The sequence below is a fragment of the Tenacibaculum aquaeponti genome (assembly GCF_052084715.1).
Lineage (GTDB): Bacteria > Bacteroidota > Bacteroidia > Flavobacteriales > Flavobacteriaceae > Polaribacter.
Genome location: NZ_CP197288.1, coordinates 1,414,746 through 1,434,020, shown reverse-complemented (window position 1 = coordinate 1,434,020; position 19,275 = coordinate 1,414,746). Strand labels below are relative to the sequence as shown.

The 19,275-nt window shown below is 30.0% G+C and carries 18 protein-coding genes and 2 tRNA genes; 16 read left to right on the top strand and 4 right to left on the bottom strand.

The genetic code is table 11. The annotated features are described in order from the left end of the window. The first annotated feature begins 30 nt into the window (after nucleotides 1-30). Complete coding sequence (locus ACSIGC_RS06215) at nucleotides 31-969, top strand: LysR substrate-binding domain-containing protein (protein ID WP_442267279.1); 939 nt, start codon at nucleotides 31-33, stop codon at nucleotides 967-969. Nucleotides 970-993: 24 nt separating this feature from the next. Here ACSIGC_RS06215 and ACSIGC_RS06210 read toward each other — a convergent pair whose 3' ends face one another. Further along, on the bottom strand, nucleotides 994-2,157 hold the full coding sequence (locus ACSIGC_RS06210) for a pyridoxal-phosphate-dependent aminotransferase family protein (protein ID WP_442267278.1): 1,164 nt from the start codon (nucleotides 2,155-2,157) through the stop codon (nucleotides 994-996). A gap of 239 nt (nucleotides 2,158-2,396) precedes the next feature. Between ACSIGC_RS06210 and ACSIGC_RS06205 the strand changes: the two genes are divergently transcribed. Beyond that, on the top strand, nucleotides 2,397-3,179 hold the full coding sequence (locus tag ACSIGC_RS06205) for a tRNA pseudouridine synthase A (RefSeq protein ID WP_442267277.1): 783 nt from the start codon (nucleotides 2,397-2,399) through the stop codon (nucleotides 3,177-3,179). Between the two features lie 2 nt (nucleotides 3,180-3,181). Here ACSIGC_RS06205 and ACSIGC_RS06200 read toward each other — a convergent pair whose 3' ends face one another. Next, a complete protein-coding gene (locus tag ACSIGC_RS06200) occupies nucleotides 3,182-3,868 on the bottom strand; it encodes a GNAT family N-acetyltransferase (RefSeq protein ID WP_442267276.1) in 687 nt (228 codons plus the stop codon). Nucleotides 3,869-4,128: 260 nt separating this feature from the next. Here ACSIGC_RS06200 and ACSIGC_RS06195 point away from each other — a divergent pair, with 260 nt between their 5' ends. After that, nucleotides 4,129-5,340: a sensor histidine kinase gene (locus tag ACSIGC_RS06195; RefSeq protein WP_442267275.1), complete on the top strand. Its 1,212-nt coding sequence runs from the start codon at nucleotides 4,129-4,131 to the stop codon at nucleotides 5,338-5,340. A gap of 20 nt (nucleotides 5,341-5,360) precedes the next feature. Here the strand turns inward: ACSIGC_RS06195 and ACSIGC_RS06190 are convergent, their stop codons facing one another. Both ACSIGC_RS06190 and ACSIGC_RS06185 read right to left on the bottom strand, forming a co-directional pair. Beyond that, nucleotides 5,361-6,209, bottom strand: coding sequence for a hypothetical protein (locus ACSIGC_RS06190; protein ID WP_442267274.1), 849 nt, complete (start codon nucleotides 6,207-6,209; stop codon nucleotides 5,361-5,363). 80 nt (nucleotides 6,210-6,289) lie between these two features. Further along, nucleotides 6,290-7,432, bottom strand: a complete 1,143-nt coding sequence (locus ACSIGC_RS06185) for an acyl-CoA dehydrogenase (RefSeq protein ID WP_442267273.1) — start codon at nucleotides 7,430-7,432, stop codon at nucleotides 6,290-6,292. A 94-nt stretch (nucleotides 7,433-7,526) separates the two neighbouring features. On the opposite strand from ACSIGC_RS06185, the gene ACSIGC_RS06180 reads away from it, so the two are divergent. From ACSIGC_RS06180 to ACSIGC_RS06120, 13 genes are all read left to right on the top strand, one after another. Continuing rightward, nucleotides 7,527-8,588 (top strand): anhydro-N-acetylmuramic acid kinase, encoded by a 1,062-nt coding sequence (locus ACSIGC_RS06180; RefSeq protein ID WP_442267272.1) that lies wholly within the window; start codon nucleotides 7,527-7,529, stop codon nucleotides 8,586-8,588. Nucleotides 8,589-8,905: 317 nt separating this feature from the next. After that, nucleotides 8,906-10,132 carry a Glu/Leu/Phe/Val dehydrogenase dimerization domain-containing protein gene (locus ACSIGC_RS06175; RefSeq protein ID WP_442267271.1) on the top strand — a complete coding sequence of 409 codons (1,227 nt, stop codon included), beginning with the start codon at nucleotides 8,906-8,908 and terminating at the stop codon, nucleotides 10,130-10,132. Between the two features lie 16 nt (nucleotides 10,133-10,148). After that, on the top strand, nucleotides 10,149-11,618 hold the full coding sequence (gene nhaB / locus ACSIGC_RS06170) for a sodium/proton antiporter NhaB (protein ID WP_442267270.1): 1,470 nt from the start codon (nucleotides 10,149-10,151) through the stop codon (nucleotides 11,616-11,618). 265 nt (nucleotides 11,619-11,883) lie between these two features. Then, on the top strand, nucleotides 11,884-12,987 hold the full coding sequence (locus ACSIGC_RS06165) for a ParA family protein (protein ID WP_442267269.1): 1,104 nt from the start codon (nucleotides 11,884-11,886) through the stop codon (nucleotides 12,985-12,987). Between the two features lie 231 nt (nucleotides 12,988-13,218). Next, nucleotides 13,219-13,908 carry a MotA/TolQ/ExbB proton channel family protein gene (locus ACSIGC_RS06160; protein ID WP_442267268.1) on the top strand — a complete coding sequence of 230 codons (690 nt, stop codon included), beginning with the start codon at nucleotides 13,219-13,221 and terminating at the stop codon, nucleotides 13,906-13,908. After that, nucleotides 13,908-14,300, top strand: coding sequence for an ExbD/TolR family protein (locus tag ACSIGC_RS06155; RefSeq protein WP_299675134.1), 393 nt, complete (start codon nucleotides 13,908-13,910; stop codon nucleotides 14,298-14,300). Before ACSIGC_RS06160 ends, ACSIGC_RS06155 begins: the two co-directional genes overlap by 1 nt. Further along, the gene (locus tag ACSIGC_RS06150; RefSeq protein ID WP_442267267.1) at nucleotides 14,301-15,149 is read left to right on the top strand and encodes an energy transducer TonB family protein; all 849 of its coding nucleotides are present in this window, start codon (nucleotides 14,301-14,303) and stop codon (nucleotides 15,147-15,149) included. Between the two features lie 12 nt (nucleotides 15,150-15,161). After that, nucleotides 15,162-16,373 (top strand): bifunctional folylpolyglutamate synthase/dihydrofolate synthase, encoded by a 1,212-nt coding sequence (locus ACSIGC_RS06145; RefSeq protein ID WP_442267266.1) that lies wholly within the window; start codon nucleotides 15,162-15,164, stop codon nucleotides 16,371-16,373. 69 nt (nucleotides 16,374-16,442) lie between these two features. Then, nucleotides 16,443-16,517, top strand: a tRNA-Val gene (locus ACSIGC_RS06140). A gap of 19 nt (nucleotides 16,518-16,536) precedes the next feature. Next, a tRNA-Val gene (locus ACSIGC_RS06135) sits at nucleotides 16,537-16,611 on the top strand. Nucleotides 16,612-16,715: 104 nt separating this feature from the next. Then, nucleotides 16,716-17,300 carry an acyltransferase gene (locus tag ACSIGC_RS06130; RefSeq protein ID WP_442267265.1) on the top strand — a complete coding sequence of 195 codons (585 nt, stop codon included), beginning with the start codon at nucleotides 16,716-16,718 and terminating at the stop codon, nucleotides 17,298-17,300. A gap of 20 nt (nucleotides 17,301-17,320) precedes the next feature. Beyond that, the gene (locus ACSIGC_RS06125; RefSeq protein ID WP_442267264.1) at nucleotides 17,321-18,259 is read left to right on the top strand and encodes a Gfo/Idh/MocA family oxidoreductase; all 939 of its coding nucleotides are present in this window, start codon (nucleotides 17,321-17,323) and stop codon (nucleotides 18,257-18,259) included. 22 nt (nucleotides 18,260-18,281) lie between these two features. Continuing rightward, nucleotides 18,282-19,274: an SDR family oxidoreductase gene (locus tag ACSIGC_RS06120; RefSeq protein WP_442267263.1), complete on the top strand. Its 993-nt coding sequence runs from the start codon at nucleotides 18,282-18,284 to the stop codon at nucleotides 19,272-19,274. Nucleotide 19,275: the final 1 nt, after the last annotated feature.

The following is a 19,275-nucleotide window of genomic DNA, read 5'->3' as shown; positions in this document are numbered from 1 at the left end:
ATGTAAATATTGTGTTATATTTGCTTCATTATGAATATACAACAATTTCAGTATGTATTAGCTGTGGTCGATTTAAAAAATTTTGAAGCCGCAGCGGAGAAATGTTTTGTAACTCAATCTACGTTGAGTACCATGATTGGAAGGTTTGAAAAGGAAATCGGAATTAAGATTTTTAATAGAAAAACTAAACCTGTTTCGATTACAGTAGAAGGAGAAGAAATTATAAAACGATTACGAATTTTAGCAAGTGAAGTTGATGCTTTAAATAATTTAATTCAGGAATTAAAAGGTGAAATGATTGGAGAATTAAAGATTGGAATTATTCCAACTGTTGCTCCGTATTTACTTCCCTTATTTTTAACAAATTTTGCTGAAGCTTTTCCTAAAGTAAAAATTATCGTTCGTGAAATGACAACAAGTGAAATTCAAAAAGCTTTAAAAATAAGAAGTATAGATGTTGGAGTTTTAGCGCTTCCTTTAGAAGATGATATGCTGAATGAAGTAGATTTATATTCTGAACCTTTTGTTTTATATGATTGTAGTGAAGGAGATATTACAAATAAGATTTCTGTGAATGATATTGATTATTCTAAGCTTTGCCTTTTACAAGAAGGACACTGTTTAAGAACACAAGTACAACGAATTTGTGATTTGTCTGATCAGTATACAAATCGAGATGAAAACTTTGAGTTTGAATCTGGTTCTATGGATAGCTTATTGAGAATAACAAGAGCCAGAAAAGGAATGACAATTCTCCCATATTTAGCAACTACAGATTTGTCTCCTGATATAAAACAAAGATTGGTTGAATTTGATAAACCGATTCCTGTTCGAAAAGTAGGTTTAGTTACGCATAAGTTTTTTGTAAAAAAGAAATTATTATCAGAGTTAAAATTACTGATTCAGAATTCTGTAATTGAACACTTACCGCAAAAAGAGAGTGAATATAAAATTTTAAAACCCTTGTAAAAGAACACAAGGGTTTATATTATTTTAAGCTAAGCTCGATAAAAATATTCCAACACTTTTACCAAACTCAAAGTTGTAGTTTTGTTTTTGTAAAGCAGATTCTATAGCGCTCAATGTGGCAACAATATCGCTTTTAGTAATAGCGCCCATATGACCAATTCTAAAGTATTTGGTTTTAATTTCAGTATGTAAACCACCAGCTAAAACTACTCCGTATTCAGAAATATCTTTTCTAAATAAATTTCCATCAATTCCTTTAGGGTAATAAATAGCAGTCATTGTATTAGCGGCAATATCATTAGTTTTAGGAACTAACTGTAAACCGATAGCTTGCACAGCTTTTCTAAATGCTTTTGCATATGTAATATGCGTTGCTACTCTATTTTCTATTCCTTCTTTGTTGATTAAATCTAAACTTACTTCTAAAGCACGAATTAAATTTACCGGAGGTGTACCAAAATAAGAAGGTTTCCTTTCTTCGTAAGCTTGCATAATTGGCAACCAATTTGTAAAACTTCCATAATAGTTTTGTACTGGAGTTGTTCTATTTTTCCAAACGTTCATTGCTTTTTCAGAAGCAACTAATAAAGCCAAACCAGGAGGAACTCCAATAGCTTTTTGGGAACCAGTTAATACTACATCGATTCCCCAAGTTTCTTGTTGTGTTTCTTCTCCAGCTGTTGCACAAACTCCATCTACAATGCTTAATGTATTATATTTTTGAGCTAATGCAGCAATCGCTTTGGGATCTGTTAAAACTCCGGTTGAGGTATCAACATGAGTAATAGTTAATAATTTGTAATCTTTGGAAGATAATTCTGCTTCAATTTTATCTAAAGAAATCGTTTCACCAATTTCAGCCTGAAGTACAGTTACGTTTGCACCATATGTTGCTAAAATATTTTTATAACGTTCTCCAAAATATCCTGTTGAAATTACTAATGCATTATCACCAGATTCGATAAGATTACTTACAGCCATATCCATAGCTAAAGTTCCGCTACCAGCAATAATAAATGGCTGACCTTTTGGAGCTAACCAAATTTTACGCATTAACTCTAGTGAGTTTCCAAAACTTTCTATAAAATTAGGAGCAATATGACTGGTAGTCACTTCTCCCATAGCTCTTAATACTGCAGGATCTATTTCGATTGGTCCTGGTATCATTAATAGTTTTCTATTTTTCATGAAAAAATGATATAGTAATTACAACGATTTCGTTGTAAGTTACATAATAGTTTTAAGCTGTAAGAAAGAATGAAAAATTTTACGAATTTTATATAAAACAAGTTTGTGTTTTTCATTTTAGTTAAAATGAGAGTATATATATTGTTATATAAATAAAATAAAAATATTTTAAAGATAAATACAAGCAAAGAGTATATGTATTAATATGTTCAACATTTTAAAAATAGTAACTTTGGCGTATGAATTATAATTACGCGTATTTAGTACGTTTTCAATATTTAGGATTTCGATTTCATGGATGGCAAAAACAGCCAAATTTGAAAACTGTACACTGGGCTTTAGATAAAACTCTAAAGTTTGTTTGTAAAGGAATTCGTTGTAAAACAATAGGAGTGGGGAGAACAGATGCTAAAGTTTCTTCTACAAATTATGCGTATCAATTATTCATAGATGAAAAGTTAGATGAAGATGTTTTTATAGAAACTTTTAATATAAACTCTCCTTCTGACATTAGGGTAGCAAAAATTGAAAGAATAGAAGACGAAAGTTTTAATATAATTCAACATCCAAAACAAAAAGAATATCGTTATTATTTTTCATTTGGAGAGAAAAATCATCCGTATTGTGCACCTTTTCTTGTTGGTTATTTAGATCATTTGAATATTGATTTAATGATAAAAGGAGCCAAATTATTTGAAGGATTTCATAATTTCAAACATTATTGTACAAAACCTTCAGAAGAAACAAAAGTCGAACGTAGTATTGACTCTTGTGAGATTATTGAGAATACAGAATTAACAGCTTCTTTTTTTCCTGAAAAGAGTTATGTTTTAATTATAAAAGGACAAGGTTTTTTAAGAAATCAAATCCGATTAATTATGGGGGCATTAGCCGAGTTAGGTAAAGGAAATTATGATTTGGATTTTATTAAACAAAGTTTAGATGAAAGTTCTAATCTTGAATTTCTTAAAACTATTGCGCCGGCTTCTGGTTTACATTTGCATGAAGTAAACTTTAAGTAGTGCTAATTTTTTATATAATGTCTCCAATACATAAAATCTAAAGTAGTGTAACCTAATTTTTTGTAAAGTTGAATTGCGCCTTCATTAATTTCTAGGACATGTAAAATTGGTTTTTTCCCTTTTCGTAAAACTTCCTCAGAAGTATAAGCAACTAATTGTTTTGCATATCCTTTTCTAACGTGATCAGGATGAGTAACAACACCACTAACTTCAATAAATTCATCACCTTGAATACGTTCGCCTGTAGCAGCTACTAACTCATCACCATCAAAAATTCCATAATAATCGCCAATATCGAAAGATTTTTTACGATAAGTCCCAGGCATAACAAGCATTATTAAATTATAAAGTTGCTGTTCGTGAGCCTTTGTTAATTTCACTATAGTTGAAGTATATTTTGGAATTTTAAAATCTTCTTGAGATAATATCATTTGTAAACAACGATATTCTCCTTTTAAGGTTAAACTTTTTGGATATGTTGGAGCTTCTTGACAAACAATAAAAAAATCAGAAGTTAGCTCAGCATAAGATTTCATGGCTTTTACAATATCTTTAGAATCGTTGAAGCTTCCAAACGGACAATAATCTGGATGATAAAACTTTGCATTTTTATAATTGATGAGATATTCTTTATGTGTTTCTTCTAAAGCAGACCAAACTGGATTTTTAAATTTTTTCTTTTCTATCATTAAGTAAAAATAAAAAAGACAATTCATCTATAGAACAAATTCTACATCAAATTACAGATGTATTTAGGTTTGAATTAATAACAAAAATTTTATAGTTTGAATCAAGGGTAAAACACTGAATATTATATTCTTCACTTTTATTTTTGAAATTATTATGTTATATTTAAGGTGTATGGCCTTAGGAGTAAATAAAGATTTATAAAATCTATTAATTTAAATATGATAAATGTATCATTATTTACCCCCGTTAAATTTACTTTATGCAAACAGCAAGTATTCCTAAGAATGAAGAAGAAAGAATACAGAGGTTAAAAAGCTATAGTATTCTAGATACGCTTCCAGAAGAAGATTACGATAATATAACTAAAATAGCTGCAGAAATTTGTAATACTCCTATAGCTTTAGTTTCTTTAGTTGATCCAGAAAGACAATGGTTTAAATCAGCATATGGTATTGATGCTACAGAAACTCCAAGAGAATATGCATTTTGTTCTCATACGATTCTAGATCCTGATGAATTGTTTATTGTACCCGATGCTACAAAAGATATACGTTTTAGAGATAACCCGTTAACACTTAGTGAGCCTAATGTAGTATTTTATGCAGGTGCTCCTTTAAAAACAAAAGACGGCTTTGCCCTTGGAACTTTATGTGTTATAGATAGTGAGCCTCGAATGTCACTCACAGAAGGACAAAAAGAATCTTTAAAAGCATTATCTCAACAAGTAATGAGTTTGTTAGAATTAAGAAAGCAAAATTTAAAATTACAAGAAGCAAATAATGAAATTTCAAGGTTAAATAACGAATTAAACCAATTTACACATAGATTAACGCATGATTTAAAAACTCCCGTTCGTGGTATTAATTCATTAGCTCTATTTATAAAAGAAGATATAAAAGATTCAAAAGAAAACTTAAAAACGATAGAGTTTTTAGATCTTATCTCTTCCAGAGCAACGTATATGGAATCTATGATTAATCAATTATTACTTTATTCTAAGGTTACAAATACAGATGTTTATTTAGAAAAATTTAATTTAAAAATACTTTTAAATGATGTTATAAAAAATTGTGATCTTCAAAATAAATTGACAGTTAATTTAGAAGAATTAGATGAAGAAATTTATCACTCTAAAATTTGCTTTATTCAAATTTTTCAAAATTTATTAACGAATTCATACAAGTTTAATGATAAAGAGATGTGTGAAGTGTTTTTGAGTTATAATAAAAAAGATAATATTTTAGAGTTTGTTTATGAAGATAACGGACCTGGGATTCCTGAAAAATACTATAATAAAGTTTTTTTAATGTTCGAAACTTTAGGAGAAACTAATTTTAAAAATACAGGAATTGGTTTAGCTACGATAAAATCAATAATAACTAGGTTAAATGGTACTATTAATTTAAGTAAAAGGAAAGATAACAAACAAGGTGTTCGGTTTACATTTTCAATACCTAAAATGAATTCATAGAAAATTAAAATAGAATTACCTTAAGAGTAAATATTATTTATTTTGTGAAGGATTTCTTTACGCATATCTTTTGTGTCGATAACTTCTGTTTTACTGTATGAATCAAGAATTTTATCTTCTAAATTATAAAAGAAAATTTCATGAGTAAATGTTAAGTTGTTACATTTTTTAGGGCAAAACTCACCATTAGCAAAATTATTTTCAATTTGCTTCCAATTAGCATGATTATCGGAAGAAAAGTTTTCAGAAATTTTTAAAAATTCTACAATAATAAATTCATTGGTTATTTCATGACGCATAAAGTGTTCTTTATGTAAAACATATTTTGATTTTGAAAATATTTTCTTTAAAACCTTTTTGGAAATAGACGTTTTACCGAGGTTAAAATAATAACCAGATTCTATATGAAGACCATAATTAAAATGAACTTTTATTATGTCATCTAAAATGTATTTGTAAAATCTATTATCAGATTCACAAATTAGTTTTATAGTATAAGTAAAGTCTTCTTGATCTTCTTCATTCGGAATTTGTTTTACGAGTAGATTACCATCTTTTTTTATAGAATTAATTATTTCATCTCTATTAATAACATTTTCAAAAGCATAGTTTTTATCTACTTCATAAAAAATTGTTTTAGTATTAGCACTGGAATCACTTTTTATATAATCTTCATATTCATTAAATAGTTTTATTTGATTTAAAATTGAGTTCGGGTAATAAACTTCAAATTTATTCAAATCATTTTGTTGAATTTCTATTTGATATCCTCTCTTAAATTCTTTAGATTCTCTATTCTTATATCTAAAATTATCTTGTTTTTCAATATCAAAAATTATTCGACCATTCCAATTTGGGGTTAACTTCATTTGAGATCGTTTTATTATCTAAAATAAAAAAAACCTGTTCATTTTGAACAGGTTTTTTCAGGTAAATTTATGTAGAAATATTATTCTTTGATTAAACTTCTAGATATTACAATCTTTTGAATTTCAGAAGTTCCTTCGTAAATCTGAGTAATTTTTGCATCACGCATTAAACGTTCAACGTGATATTCTTTTACAAATCCATTTCCACCATGAATTTGTACAGCTTCAACAGTTTGCTCCATGGCAACTTTAGAAGCATATAATTTAGCCATAGCTCCAGAGCGAGTATAATCGTTTCCGTTATCTTTATCACAAGCAGCTTGCATTACTAAATGACGTGCAGCTGTAATTTCAGTATACATATCAGCTAATTTAAAAGCAATAGCTTGATGGTTGCAAATTTCAGTACCAAAAGCTTTACGTTCTTTAGAATACTTTAAAGCTAGTTCATAAGCTCCAGCAGCAATACCTAATGCTTGAGAAGCAATTCCGATACGACCACCAGATAATGTTTTCATAGCAAATTTAAAACCAAAACCATCTTCACCGATTCTATTTTCCTTTGGAACTTTAACATCGTTAAATTGTAATGTATGAGTATCAGAACCACGGATTCCTAGTTTGTCTTCTTTGGGACCAATATGGAATCCTTCCATCCCTTTTTCAACGATAAAAGCATTAATACCTCTGTGTCCTTTTGCCCTATCTGTTTGAGCAATTACTAAATATACATCAGAACGTCCACCATTAGTAATCCAGTTTTTAGTCCCATTTAATAAATAATAATCACCTTTGTCTTCAGCAGTTGTTGCTTGTGAAGTTGCATCAGATCCTGCTTCAGGTTCACTTAAACAAAAAGCACCGATTTGTTCACCAGTTGCTAGTTTTGTTAAGTATTTTTGTTTTTGTTCTTCAGTACCGTAAGCTTCTAAACCATAACAAACAAGTGAATTATTAACAGAAACCATTACAGAAGCAGAAGCATCTATTTTAGATAATTCTTCCATAATTAATACATAAGAAATAGTATCCATTCCACTACCTCCGTATTTTGGATCAACCATTACTCCCATAAAGCCAAGTTCACCCATTTTTCTCACTAGTTCATCAGGAAATTGTTGTTTTTCATCTCTTTCAATAACACCTGGTAATAATTCATTTTGAGCAAAATCACGAGCTGCGTCTCGAATCATTAAATGCTCCTCTGTAAGATTAAAATCCATACTAAATCGTTATAGTTATATTAAATTTGTATAAAACGAGCCCAAAGATACCTTTTTAATATTATTTTTTCAATAGCTTTTATATTTTTACCTTATGCAGAATGAGTTTAGATACGCAATAGGATTAATGTCGGGGACTTCCTTAGACGGTTTGGATTTAGTTTACGTGAAATTCAACAACTTCGACTACAAAGATTTTAAAATTATACATGCTGAAACTAAGGCATACAATACTAATTTGAAATCTATTTTGTCAAATGCTATAACATTAAATAAAGATGAACTCCAAGAAGTTAATGATGATTATGGAGTTTATTTAGGGAAATGTGTAAATGATTTTATAGAAAAGTTTAATATTGAAACTGTAGATTTTATAGCTTCTCACGGTCATACAGTTTTTCATCAACCAGATAAGGGGATAACATTACAGATTGGTAATGGTGAAAAAATAGCCGAAGAAACTAATAAACAGGTCGTTTATGATTTTAGAACACAAGATGTTAATCTAGGAGGACAAGGTGCTCCTTTAGTTCCTATTGGAGATAAATTACTATTTGAGGAATATGATTTTTGTGTGAACTTAGGTGGTTTTGCAAATGTTTCTTTTGAGAATGATAAAGAAAGAATAGCTTTTGATATTTGTCCTGTTAATATCGTGCTTAATTTTTATGTAAGAAAATTAGGTTTCGAGTATGATGATAATGGTATAATTGCATCTAAAGGTAATATAAACTTAGATTTATTGAATAAACTAAATGCTCTAGATTTTTATAAAAAAGTACCACCAAAATCTTTAGGTTTAGAATGGGTTCAAGAAAAAGTTTTTCCGCTAATCAATGATTTAGAAAAAGATATTCCTACAATTTTAAAAACATTTGTAAGACATAGTGCGATGCAAATAAGTAAAGTTATTAAGAATTCTAAAAGAGTGTTGATAACAGGCGGAGGTGTTTACAATACTTTTCTAATTCAAGAAATTGAAAATATCACACAAACAAAAATTCATTTAGTTTCAAAAAACTTGATTGAATATAAGGAGGCACTCATTTTTGCTTTTTTAGGTTTATTAAAGTTAAACGGAGAAGTAAATTGTTTAAAATCAGTAACTGGTGCTAATAGAGATCATTCGTCAGGCGTTATTTACAAAAATGAGTAAACTTTTTACACTCTAAAAAAAATGTTAAAAGAAAAAGAAACTACGGAAACTTTTTTTGTATCAAAAGTTTCTTTGCTAAATTGCTACGATCTTCAAATACCATTATATATTTTATAGAAAGTGTTAATAACTAGAAGATTTTTATAAATAATGTGTGGGTATTTGTGCTATAAAAAATCTATTTTTTTGGTAAGTTTGCGAGATAAGTTAAACTAATTTTTTAAAAAGAATACAATGACACAACTTTAGCTTACATGATTTAATAATAAAAACAAAAGAAATTTCAACAAACAACAATCTTATTAATTATTTAAATCATGAAAGAATTATTAAAAAAATACGAAGAAAAGCAACCAGAAGTAGTTTTTAATTGGAAAGATCCAGAAACAGAAGCAGAAGGATGGACGGTAATAAACTCTTTAAGAGGAGGAGCAGCTGGTGGAGGTACTAGAATGCGACAAGGATTAGATAAATACGAAGTGATGTCACTTGCTAAAACTATGGAAGTGAAATTTACGGTTTCTGGTCCTTCTATTGGAGGAGCAAAATCTGGTATAAACTTCGATCCTAGAGATCCTAGAAAAGAAGGTGTGTTAAGAAGATGGTACAAAGCTGTAGCACCCTTATTAAAGAATTATTATGGAACAGGAGGAGATTTAAATGTAGATGAAATTCACGAGGTAATTCCAATTACTGAAGATTGTGGTGTTTGGCATCCACAAGAAGGAGTTTTCAACGGGCATTTTAAACCAACAGAAGCGGATAAAATAAATAGAATAGGTCAACTACGTCACGGTGTAATTAAAGTTATAGAGAGCGAAGATTTTTCTCCTAATATAACTAAGAAATATACGGTGGCTGATATGATTACAGGTTACGGTGTTGCTGAAGCAGTTAAGCATTACTATGATATTTATGGTGGAGATGTAAAGGGGAAAAGAGCAGTAGTTCAAGGATTTGGTAACGTTGGATCTGCTGCTGCATATTATTTAGCCCAAATGGGAGCTAAAGTAGTAGGTATTATTGATAGAGTTGGTGGAGTAATTAATGAAGAAGGGTTTACGTTTGAAGAAATTAAAGAGTTATTCTTGAATAAAGATGGAAATACTTTAGTAGCTGAAAATATGATTCCATTTGAAGAAATGAATGCTAGAGTGTGGAATTTACCTTGTGAGATTTTTGCTCCTTGTGCTGCTTCAAGATTAATTACTCAAAAACAAATTGATCAAATGATTAATACTGGTTTAGAAGTTATTTCATGTGGTGCAAATGTTCCGTTTGCAGATAAAGAAATTTTCTTCGGACCAATAATGGAGAATACAGATAAAAAAGTAAGTTTAATTCCAGATTTTATTTCAAACTGTGGAATGGCAAGAGTGTTTGCTTACTTTATGGAAAAAAGAGTTGCAATGAATGATGAATCAATTTTTAATGATACATCAGAAATTATAAAAAATGCTTTAGTAAAAGCACATGCTAATAATCCCTCTAAAACAAATATTAGCGAAACGGCGTTTGAAATCGCCCTAAAGGAATTAATTTAATCAAATAAGTACAATTATGTTAAAATACTTTTTAGGAAATAGTCCAAAATGGTTTAAAATGACCATGATTGGTTTTATAGTTTTTAATATCTTTTCCTATTTCGTTCTTGGTAAAACAATCACAGCTTGGTTATTTATAGGTGAGTTTATTTTTACATTAGCAATGGCATTAAAATGTTATCCTCTACAATCAGGAGGTTTGTTAGCTATAGAAGCTATAGCGTTGGGGTTAACAACACCTAAAAATGCTTACCATGAAGTAGATCAAAATTTAGAGGTAGTTCTACTTTTAGTGTTTATGGTAGCTGGGATTTATTTTATGAAACCTTTATTAATGTATATTTTTAGTAAAGTGTTTACTAAAATTAAATCAAAACTTATTCTATCACTTTTATTTGTTTTCCTAGCAGCAGTATTATCTGCGTTTTTAGATGCATTGACAGTTACTGCTGTTTTAATAAGTGTGGCAGTAGGTTTTTATGGTGTTTATCATAGAATATCATCAAGTTCTGCAGATCATGATAAAGATGGAATTTTAGATCGTAAAGAATTAAGTGGAGATACATTAGAGCAATTTAGAAGTTTCCTAAGAAGTTTAATTATGCATGGGGTTGTTGGTACAGCTCTTGGTGGGGTTTGTACTTTAGTTGGTGAGCCTCAAAATTTATTAATAGGGGAAAGATTAGGATGGGATTTTATAGATTTTTTCTTACAAATGGCACCTATAACAATTCCTGTATTACTAGCAGGCTTATTAACTACAGTTGTACTTGAAACCACAGGTTGGTTTGGTTTTGGAGCTAAATTACCAGAAGTAGCTGCCGAAATTATTGAAAATTATACTATAGAAGAAGATAATAAAAGAACTGATGGCGAAAAGTACGGTTTAATTGTACAAGGAGTTTCTGCAATTTTGTTAATAGCAGGTTTGGCTTTACATATTGCGCCAGTAGGTTTTATTGGTTTAGCATTAATTATTGTTCAAACTGCCTTTATGGGTATTATTGATGAGCATAAATTAGGACATGCTTTTGAAGAAGCTTTACCTTTTACAGGTTTATTGGTGGTATTCTTTGTAATTGTAGCAATGATTCACGATCAGCATTTATTTAGTCCTATTATTGCTTGGGCTCTTAAGCAAGATCCTGCATCTCAACCAGGATTATTTTACATTGCTAATGGGTTTTTATCTGCAATTAGTGATAATGTTTTCGTAGCAACAGTATATATTGGAGAAGTAGAAAATGCCTTTAAAAGTGGTGCAATCACTAGAGAACATTTTGAAAAATTAGCTGTAGCAATTAATACAGGAACAAATTTACCAAGTGTAGCTACTCCAAACGGACAAGCAGCTTTCTTATTCTTATTAACATCTTCTTTAGCGCCGTTGATTAATTTATCTTACGGGAAGATGGTGAAAATGGCACTTCCTTATACTATTGTTTTAGGTGTATTAGGTTATGTTTTAGTAAAAGTTATGCTGTAAGAAAATATAGTATTCTTTATAGAAAATCCTGAATTTTTAAAATTCAGGATTTTTTTTAGCTTTATAAGATATAATCCTTTAAATACGTTTTTAGTTAAAAATGAATTGTTTACTGTTATTTTTTTTATGAGTGATGGTAGGTTTTGTTTTATAAAGTGCTTCCCTTTTTAACTCTTCAAAACTGATGTAGAAAATCTCATTTTGTTGAATGCTATATAAAATTCTATTTCTTTTTAGCTTAGTTTTTTTAGATCAAGAACTCAACATGGGAAAAATAATTTCTATTTGTAACCAAAAAGGAGGCGTAGGGAAAACTACAACTTGTGTTAATTTGTCTGCGGCACTTGGTGTCTTAGAAAAGAAAGTTCTGATAATTGACACAGATCCTCAAGCTAATGCTTCTGTATCTTTTGGTTTTGGAGCAGATCAACTTAATAATTCAGCTCTCGAGTATATGGATTTTACATCAGTTATTAAAAATAACATCATAAAAACAAATGCTCCAAATGTTTGTTTATTTCCTTTTTTCGAAGATTTAAATTTTTTTGAGAAGCCTTCCGTAGTATCAAAATTTCAAAAAGCATTACATAAAATAAAATATTCTTATGATTATATTCTAATTGATTGTGTTCCTTTTTTTAAAGCGAAAAATTTAGAAATATTAGCTGCTTCAGATGCTGTTCTTATTCCTGTTCAATGTGATTATTATGCATTAGAAGGTTTACACAAGTTTTTGAAAACTGTACGTTTTGTACAAAAGAAAATGAATGAAAAGTTACATGTAGAAGGTTTTCTACTTACAATGTATGATAAACGATTAAATCTTTCTAATAAAGTTGTTGATTATGTGCGTAGTTATTTTAAAGATCTTGTTTTTAATACGTTGATAGAGCGTAATTCTAAAATTACTCAAGCGCCAAGTTTTGGTCAAAGTGTTATTGAATTTGATGTTGCTTGTGTTGGAGCGCAATGTTATTTACAGTTAGCTAGTGAAATTTTAGTAAGAAATAAAGATGTTAAAGAAGAGGTAGTAATAAATCATGAAGTAGAAACAACATTTAATTCAAGAACGTTTGGTGGTGTTTCTTCCGAAGAAACTAGAGGTGATGTTTTATATGAGAAAATTTTAGATAATTTTAAAAATTCCTCTGAATACCAATCATTTTCTTTTTTTAATAATTTTGATGATTTACTAAGTCTGAGTAAGAAAACCGTTGAAAATATTATGGGTTCATGTTATAAAAATCACTTTGGTAATACTTGGGTGTATAAGATTAATAACTCGAATTTTTTTAAGAAGAAGTTTCTTCATATCCATTTCGATAACGGAATTGTATCTAACTATACAACGAAATGGTTTAGCCGTTAAATTTTTAATTTCATTGTAAAAGACAACTTATTATTCAATCTATAATGAATATATTTGTTTATGTTGTACATAAGGTGGTATGACTTAAATAAAGTGGATTTTGGAAGTGTAACGTTGTTGTTATTTTTCTTTTAAAAAGTTAAAAAAAAGATAATACGTTTAATTTTAAAATCCTATGTTGAAATTTTCAAGCAAACAATTCGTTTAAATATTTAAAAGTAAGAATAGTATATGTTATTATTTATTCAGGAAACTGCTGAGCAAGTATTAGAAGAAGCATCACAAGAAAAAACATTATCAATTATTCAGTTAATAAAAGATGGAGGATTAGGAGGTCAGATTATAATCGCTATTCTTTTTGTCTTGTTAGGAGTTGCACTTTACATTTATTTTGAACGTTTTTTTGCTATAAAATCTGCTTCTAAAGAAGATAGTAATTTCATGAATCAGATTAGAGATTTTGTTTTAAATGGGAATCTAGATTCTGCTAAAGCATTATGCGAAAGTACAAACACGCCATCTTCTAGATTGGTTGGGAAAGGAATTTCTAGAATAGGAAAACCTTTAGATGATATCAATACAGCAATAGAAAATGCAGGTAAGTTAGAAGTATATAAATTAGAAAAAAATGTATCTGTATTAGCAACAATTGCTGGTGCAGCACCTATGATAGGTTTTTTAGGAACTGTAATAGGGATGATTGTAGCGATTCACGAGATTGCAAATTCAGGAGGTCAGATAGACATTAAAATGTTATCAGATGGTTTATATACAGCCATGACAACTACAGTAGCAGGTTTAATAGTTGGTATTGTGGCTTATATAGCATATAATCATTTGGTTGTAAGAACAGATAAAGTGGTGTACCAAATGGAGGCTAAGTCTGTAGAGTTTTTAGATTTATTAAATGAGCCAGTGTAATGAATTTAAGAGGGAGAAATAAAGTAAATCCGAACTTTAATATGTCTTCAATGACAGACATAGTTTTTCTACTGTTAATATTTTTTATGTTAACGTCTACATTAGTAACTGTAAGTGCTATAGATGTATTATTGCCAAAAGCAGGTGGAAAAACAGAGAACCAAACTTCAGTAGCAGTTACCATTACAAAAGATTCAGATTTTTATATAGATAAATCAAAAGTTTCTTCAAACAGTTTGGAGCAAGAATTGTTAAATAAAGTAGGTGTAAATAAAGAAAAAACAGTTGTAATCAGAGGAGATCAAAATGTTCCATATAAAAATGTAATGCAGGTAATTGATATTGCAAACAGGAATAAATTGAAGATGATCTTAGCTGTTAAAGGAAGATAAATGCAAGTATTTGATACAATACATAAAAGAAAGTCTGCTATAATTACAGCAATACTTTTACTATTAATACTTCTAATGATGTATGGTTTTGGTATGCGCTATATGGATCCTCCTGTTGAATATGGAGTTTCTATTAATTATGGAGATTCTAAGGTTGGAAGTGGAGAACTTGTTGAAAAAGTAAAAGCTACGCAACCTAAAGCCGAAGAAGTTCAAGAGGAAGAGGTTGAAGAGCAAATCGAAAAAGTTGAAGAGCAACCTAAAGAAGAAGTCGCTGAAGAGGTAATAACAGATGATACAACTAAAGAAGACGTTCCTGTTGTAGAAAAAAATGAAGAAAAAAAGGAACCTGTTAAAGAAGTTAAGGAGGTTAAAGAAGAAAAACCTAAAGAGAAGCCAAAACCAAAACCATCTAAAGCTGCAACAGATGCTTTAAATAGTTTATTAAAAGGAAGTTCACCAGATGGAGAAGTGAAAAAAGGAGAAGGGGATGATGCTCAAACTGGAGTAAAAGGTGATAAAAAAGGTGATCCTGATTCTAATAAATATTATGGAGAAGCTGGAGGAGGTTCTGGAGGTAATTATAATTTAGCAGGAAGAAAAGCTTTGTCTAAACCCGTGCAAAAACCAGATTGTGAAGAAGAAGGTACTGTAGTGGTAAGTATAGAGGTTAATAAAGATGGAAGTGTAATTAAAGCTTCACCTGGAGCAAGAGGAACAACTAATTCTGCTCCATGTTTATTTAAAGCGGCTAAAGAAGCAGCGTTAAAAACTAAATGGAACCCTGATGGGAATGCTCCAAATAAACAAAGAGGAACCATTATTTACAAATTCTCATTATCAAAGTAGTCTATAATTAATATGACATATCAAGAAACGGTTAATTGGATGTTTAACCAATTACCGATGTATCAGAGTCAGGGAAAAACTGCCTACAAAGAAGATTTATCTAACATTATTAAATTGTCTAATCATTTAGGTAATCCAGAAAATAAGTTTAAGTCGATTCATGTAGGAGGAACTAATGGAAAAGGCTCTACGAGTCATATGATTGCTTCAATTTTACAGGAAGCGGGTTATAAAGTTGGATTATACACTTCTCCTCATTTAAAAAGTTTTACTGAAAGAATTAGAATTAATGGGAAAGAGATTCAAGAAGATAATGTTGTCGATTTTATAACAAAGAACAAAAGTTTTTTTGAAGAAAATCACTTGTCTTTTTTTGAAATGACAGTAGGAATGGCTTTCGAATATTTTTCTAAAGAAAATGTTGATATCGCTGTTATTGAAGTTGGGCTAGGTGGACGTTTAGATTCTACAAATATCATAACTCCTGAAGTTTCTGTAATCACCAATATAGGATTAGATCATGTACAGATTTTAGGAGATACAGTTCAGAAAATAGCTGTAGAGAAAGCAGGAATCATTAAAAAAGGAATTCCTGTAGTTATTGGAGAGCGAGATGAAGATACAGAAAGCATTTTTAAAAATAAAGCACAAGAGTTATCTTCTGAAATTGTATTTGCTTCAGATAATAAAGGAATTAGTTTTGAAACCGATTTACTAGGGTCATATCAACAGAAAAATATAAAAACAGCAGTTACAGCAATTACTAAACTTTCTAGTTTTAGAGTAAATGAAGAACATATACAAAAAGGGTTAAGTAATGTAGTTTGTAACACAAATCTAAAAGGAAGATGGCAGATTTTACAAGAATCTCCAAAAGTAATTTGTGATACTGCACATAATAAAGAAGGTCTTCAATATGTGTTAAAACAACTTCAAGAAGAAGATTATGAAACATTACATATTGTTTTAGGAGTTGTTTCAGATAAAAATTTAGAAGAGATTTTACCAATGTTTCCTACTCAAGCAACATATTATTTTTGTAAACCAAATATTCCAAGAGGACTTTCAGAAAAAAAATTAAGTGAAGAAGCAAAAAAATATAATTTAGAAGGAAATGTTTTTGATTCTGTTCAAAAGGCTTACAATGAGTCTCTTATTTTGTCTTCAGTTAAAGATTTGATATATGTAGGCGGAAGTACTTTTACTGTGGCAGAAATTTTATAGTAAAAAAATGAAAAAAAATATTGCTATTATGAAAAACAGTGTTATATTTGCACCCGCAATAACGATTTAGGGCGCGTAGCTCAGTTGGTTCAGAGCACTTGGTTTACACCCAAGGGGTCAGGGGTTCGAATCCCTTCGCGCCCACAAAACTTAAAAGTTATTAGGGCGAATAGCTCAGTTGGTTCAGAGCACTTGGTTTACACCCAAGGGGTCGGGGGTTCGAATCCCTCTTCGCCCACAAACAAAACCTCAATCTATATAGATTGAGGTTTTTTGTTTTCTTACCCTGAATTAAATATGCTTTTTGTAGGTTTGTTAATTCAAACAAACGGTTTTAATTTTTTGAAAAATCCAATAAATTATTTTGCTCATGAAACTGCTGTAATTGATCAGGGTTCTCAGATAGGAAAGGGGACTAAGATTTGGCATTTCTCACATATTATGTCTGATAGTAAAATCGGAGAGTTTTGTAATTTAGGGCAAAATGTAGTTGTTTCACCAAAAGTGATTCTAGGAAATAATGTAAAAGTTCAAAATAACGTTTCTATATATACAGGTGTTGTTTGTGAAGATGATGTTTTTCTAGGGCCTTCCATGGTTTTTACAAATGTGATTAACCCAAGGAGTTCAATAAATAGAAAATTAGAGTTTAAAAAAACGTTAGTCAAAAAAGGAGCGACAATTGGTGCGAATGCTACAATAATTTGTGGAAACACTATAGGAGAATATGCATTTGTTGGTGCTGGAACCGTTGTAACAAAAAATATAAAACCTTTTGCTTTGGTTATAGGTAATCCTTCGGTTCAGACAGGTTGGGTAAGTGAATATGGCCATAAGTTAAATTTTAATAATGAAGGTATGGCTGTTTGTAAAGAAAGTGGTCAATTGTATAGATTGATTAATGAAAATGTCGAGAAGGTAAATTAATATTTGCGAATAGAAGCTAAATGAAAAACTTTGCAGTTATAGGTGTTGCTGGTTATATTGCAGAAAGGCATTTAAGAGCAATTAAAGATACAGGAAATAATCTAATAGCGTCATTAGATAAAAATGATAGTGTCGGTATTTTAGATAGTTATTTTCCTAAATCAAGTTTTTTTGTTGAGTTTGAAAGGTTTGATCGTTACATAGAAAAGTTAAAGAGACAAGAAAACGTTCAGTTGGATTATGTGAGTGTTTGTACTCCGAATTATCTTCATGATTCGCATATTAGAATGGCTTTGAGAAGAGGAGCAGATGCTATATGTGAAAAACCTTTGGTATTAAACCCTTGGAATATTGATGCTTTAGAGGCTATTGAGGCTGAGGGTGAGAATAGTATTAATGCTGTTTTGCAATTAAGATTACATTCGAGTGTAATAGCGCTTAAGGATAAAATTATAAGTCAAAAAAAGACGAGTAAATACGAAATAGATCTAACTTATATAACTTCTAGAGGAAATTGGTATGGAATTTCTTGGAAAGGAGATGAAAGTAAATCAGGAGGGATAATTACCAATATCGGAATACATTTTTTTGATATGTTAACTTGGATTTTTGGTAAAGAGCAAGAAAGTGATGTGTATTTAAGAGAGTTTAATAAAGCTAGTGGTTATTTGGAACTCGAAAATGCAAGGGTAAGATGGTTTTTGTCTATTGATGAATGTGATTTGCCAAATGAAATCATTACATCAGGGAAGAGAACTTATAGGTCCATTGTAGTTGATGGAGAGGAACTTGAGTTTAGTGATGGATTTACAGATCTTCATACTAAAACATATCAGGAGATTTTAAGCGGGAAAGGATTTTCTTTACAAGAAGCTAGAGCTTCAATAGAAACCGTTTATAATATCAGAAATACGAAAATTATAAATAAAGGATTTAAACATCCTTATTTGTGTAAATAAAGAGAATTAAATTAATATAGTTTTGGAAATAAATTCAAGTACAATTCAAAATAAAAAAATATTAGTTACTGGCGGAGCAGGTTTTATAGGTTCTAACTTATGTGATAAACTTATTCAATTAGATAACGAAGTGGTTTGTCTAGATAATTTTGCAACAGGTAAAAAAAGTAATATAGAGCACTTATTAAATCATCCTAAATTTACGCTCATAGAAGGAGATATTCGAAATTTAGAAGATTGTAATAAAGCTGTAAAAGGAGTTGATTATGTTTTACATCAAGCGGCTTTAGGTTCGGTTCCAAGATCGATAAAAGATCCTATTACTTCTAATGATGTGAATGTTGGAGGTTTTTTGAATATGTTAGTAGCTTCTAGAGATGCAGGTGTTAAGCGTTTTGTTTATGCAGCTAGTTCATCCACTTACGGTGATTCTGAAGCTTTGCCTAAAGTTGAAGATAAAATTGGTAAACCATTATCTCCTTATGCGATCACAAAATATGTGAATGAATTGTATGCTGATGTTTTTTCAAAAACATATGGTATAGAAACTATTGGGTTAAGGTACTTTAATGTCTTCGGAAGAAGGCAAGATCCTAATGGGGCTTATGCTGCTGTAATTCCTAAGTTTGTTAAATTATTGATGGATAATGAGTCTCCAGTTATTAATGGTGATGGTACTTACTCTAGAGATTTTACTTATATTGATAACGTCATAGAAGCAAATCTTTTATCTCTAGTTGCAAATAAAGAAGAAGCTGTAAATACAGTTTATAATGTAGCCTTTGGAGAAAGAAATACATTACTTGATCTTGTTGGGTATTTAAAAGAATATTTGTCAGTTTTTGATAAGTCAATTGAGAAGATAGAAGTAAAACATGGTCCTAACAGACAAGGAGATATTCCTCATTCTTTGGCAAATATAGATAAAGGTAGAGAGTTGTTAGGTTATGATCCAAAATTCTCGCTTCAAGAGGGGTTAAAAGAATCTGTAAAATGGTATTGGGAAAATTTATAAA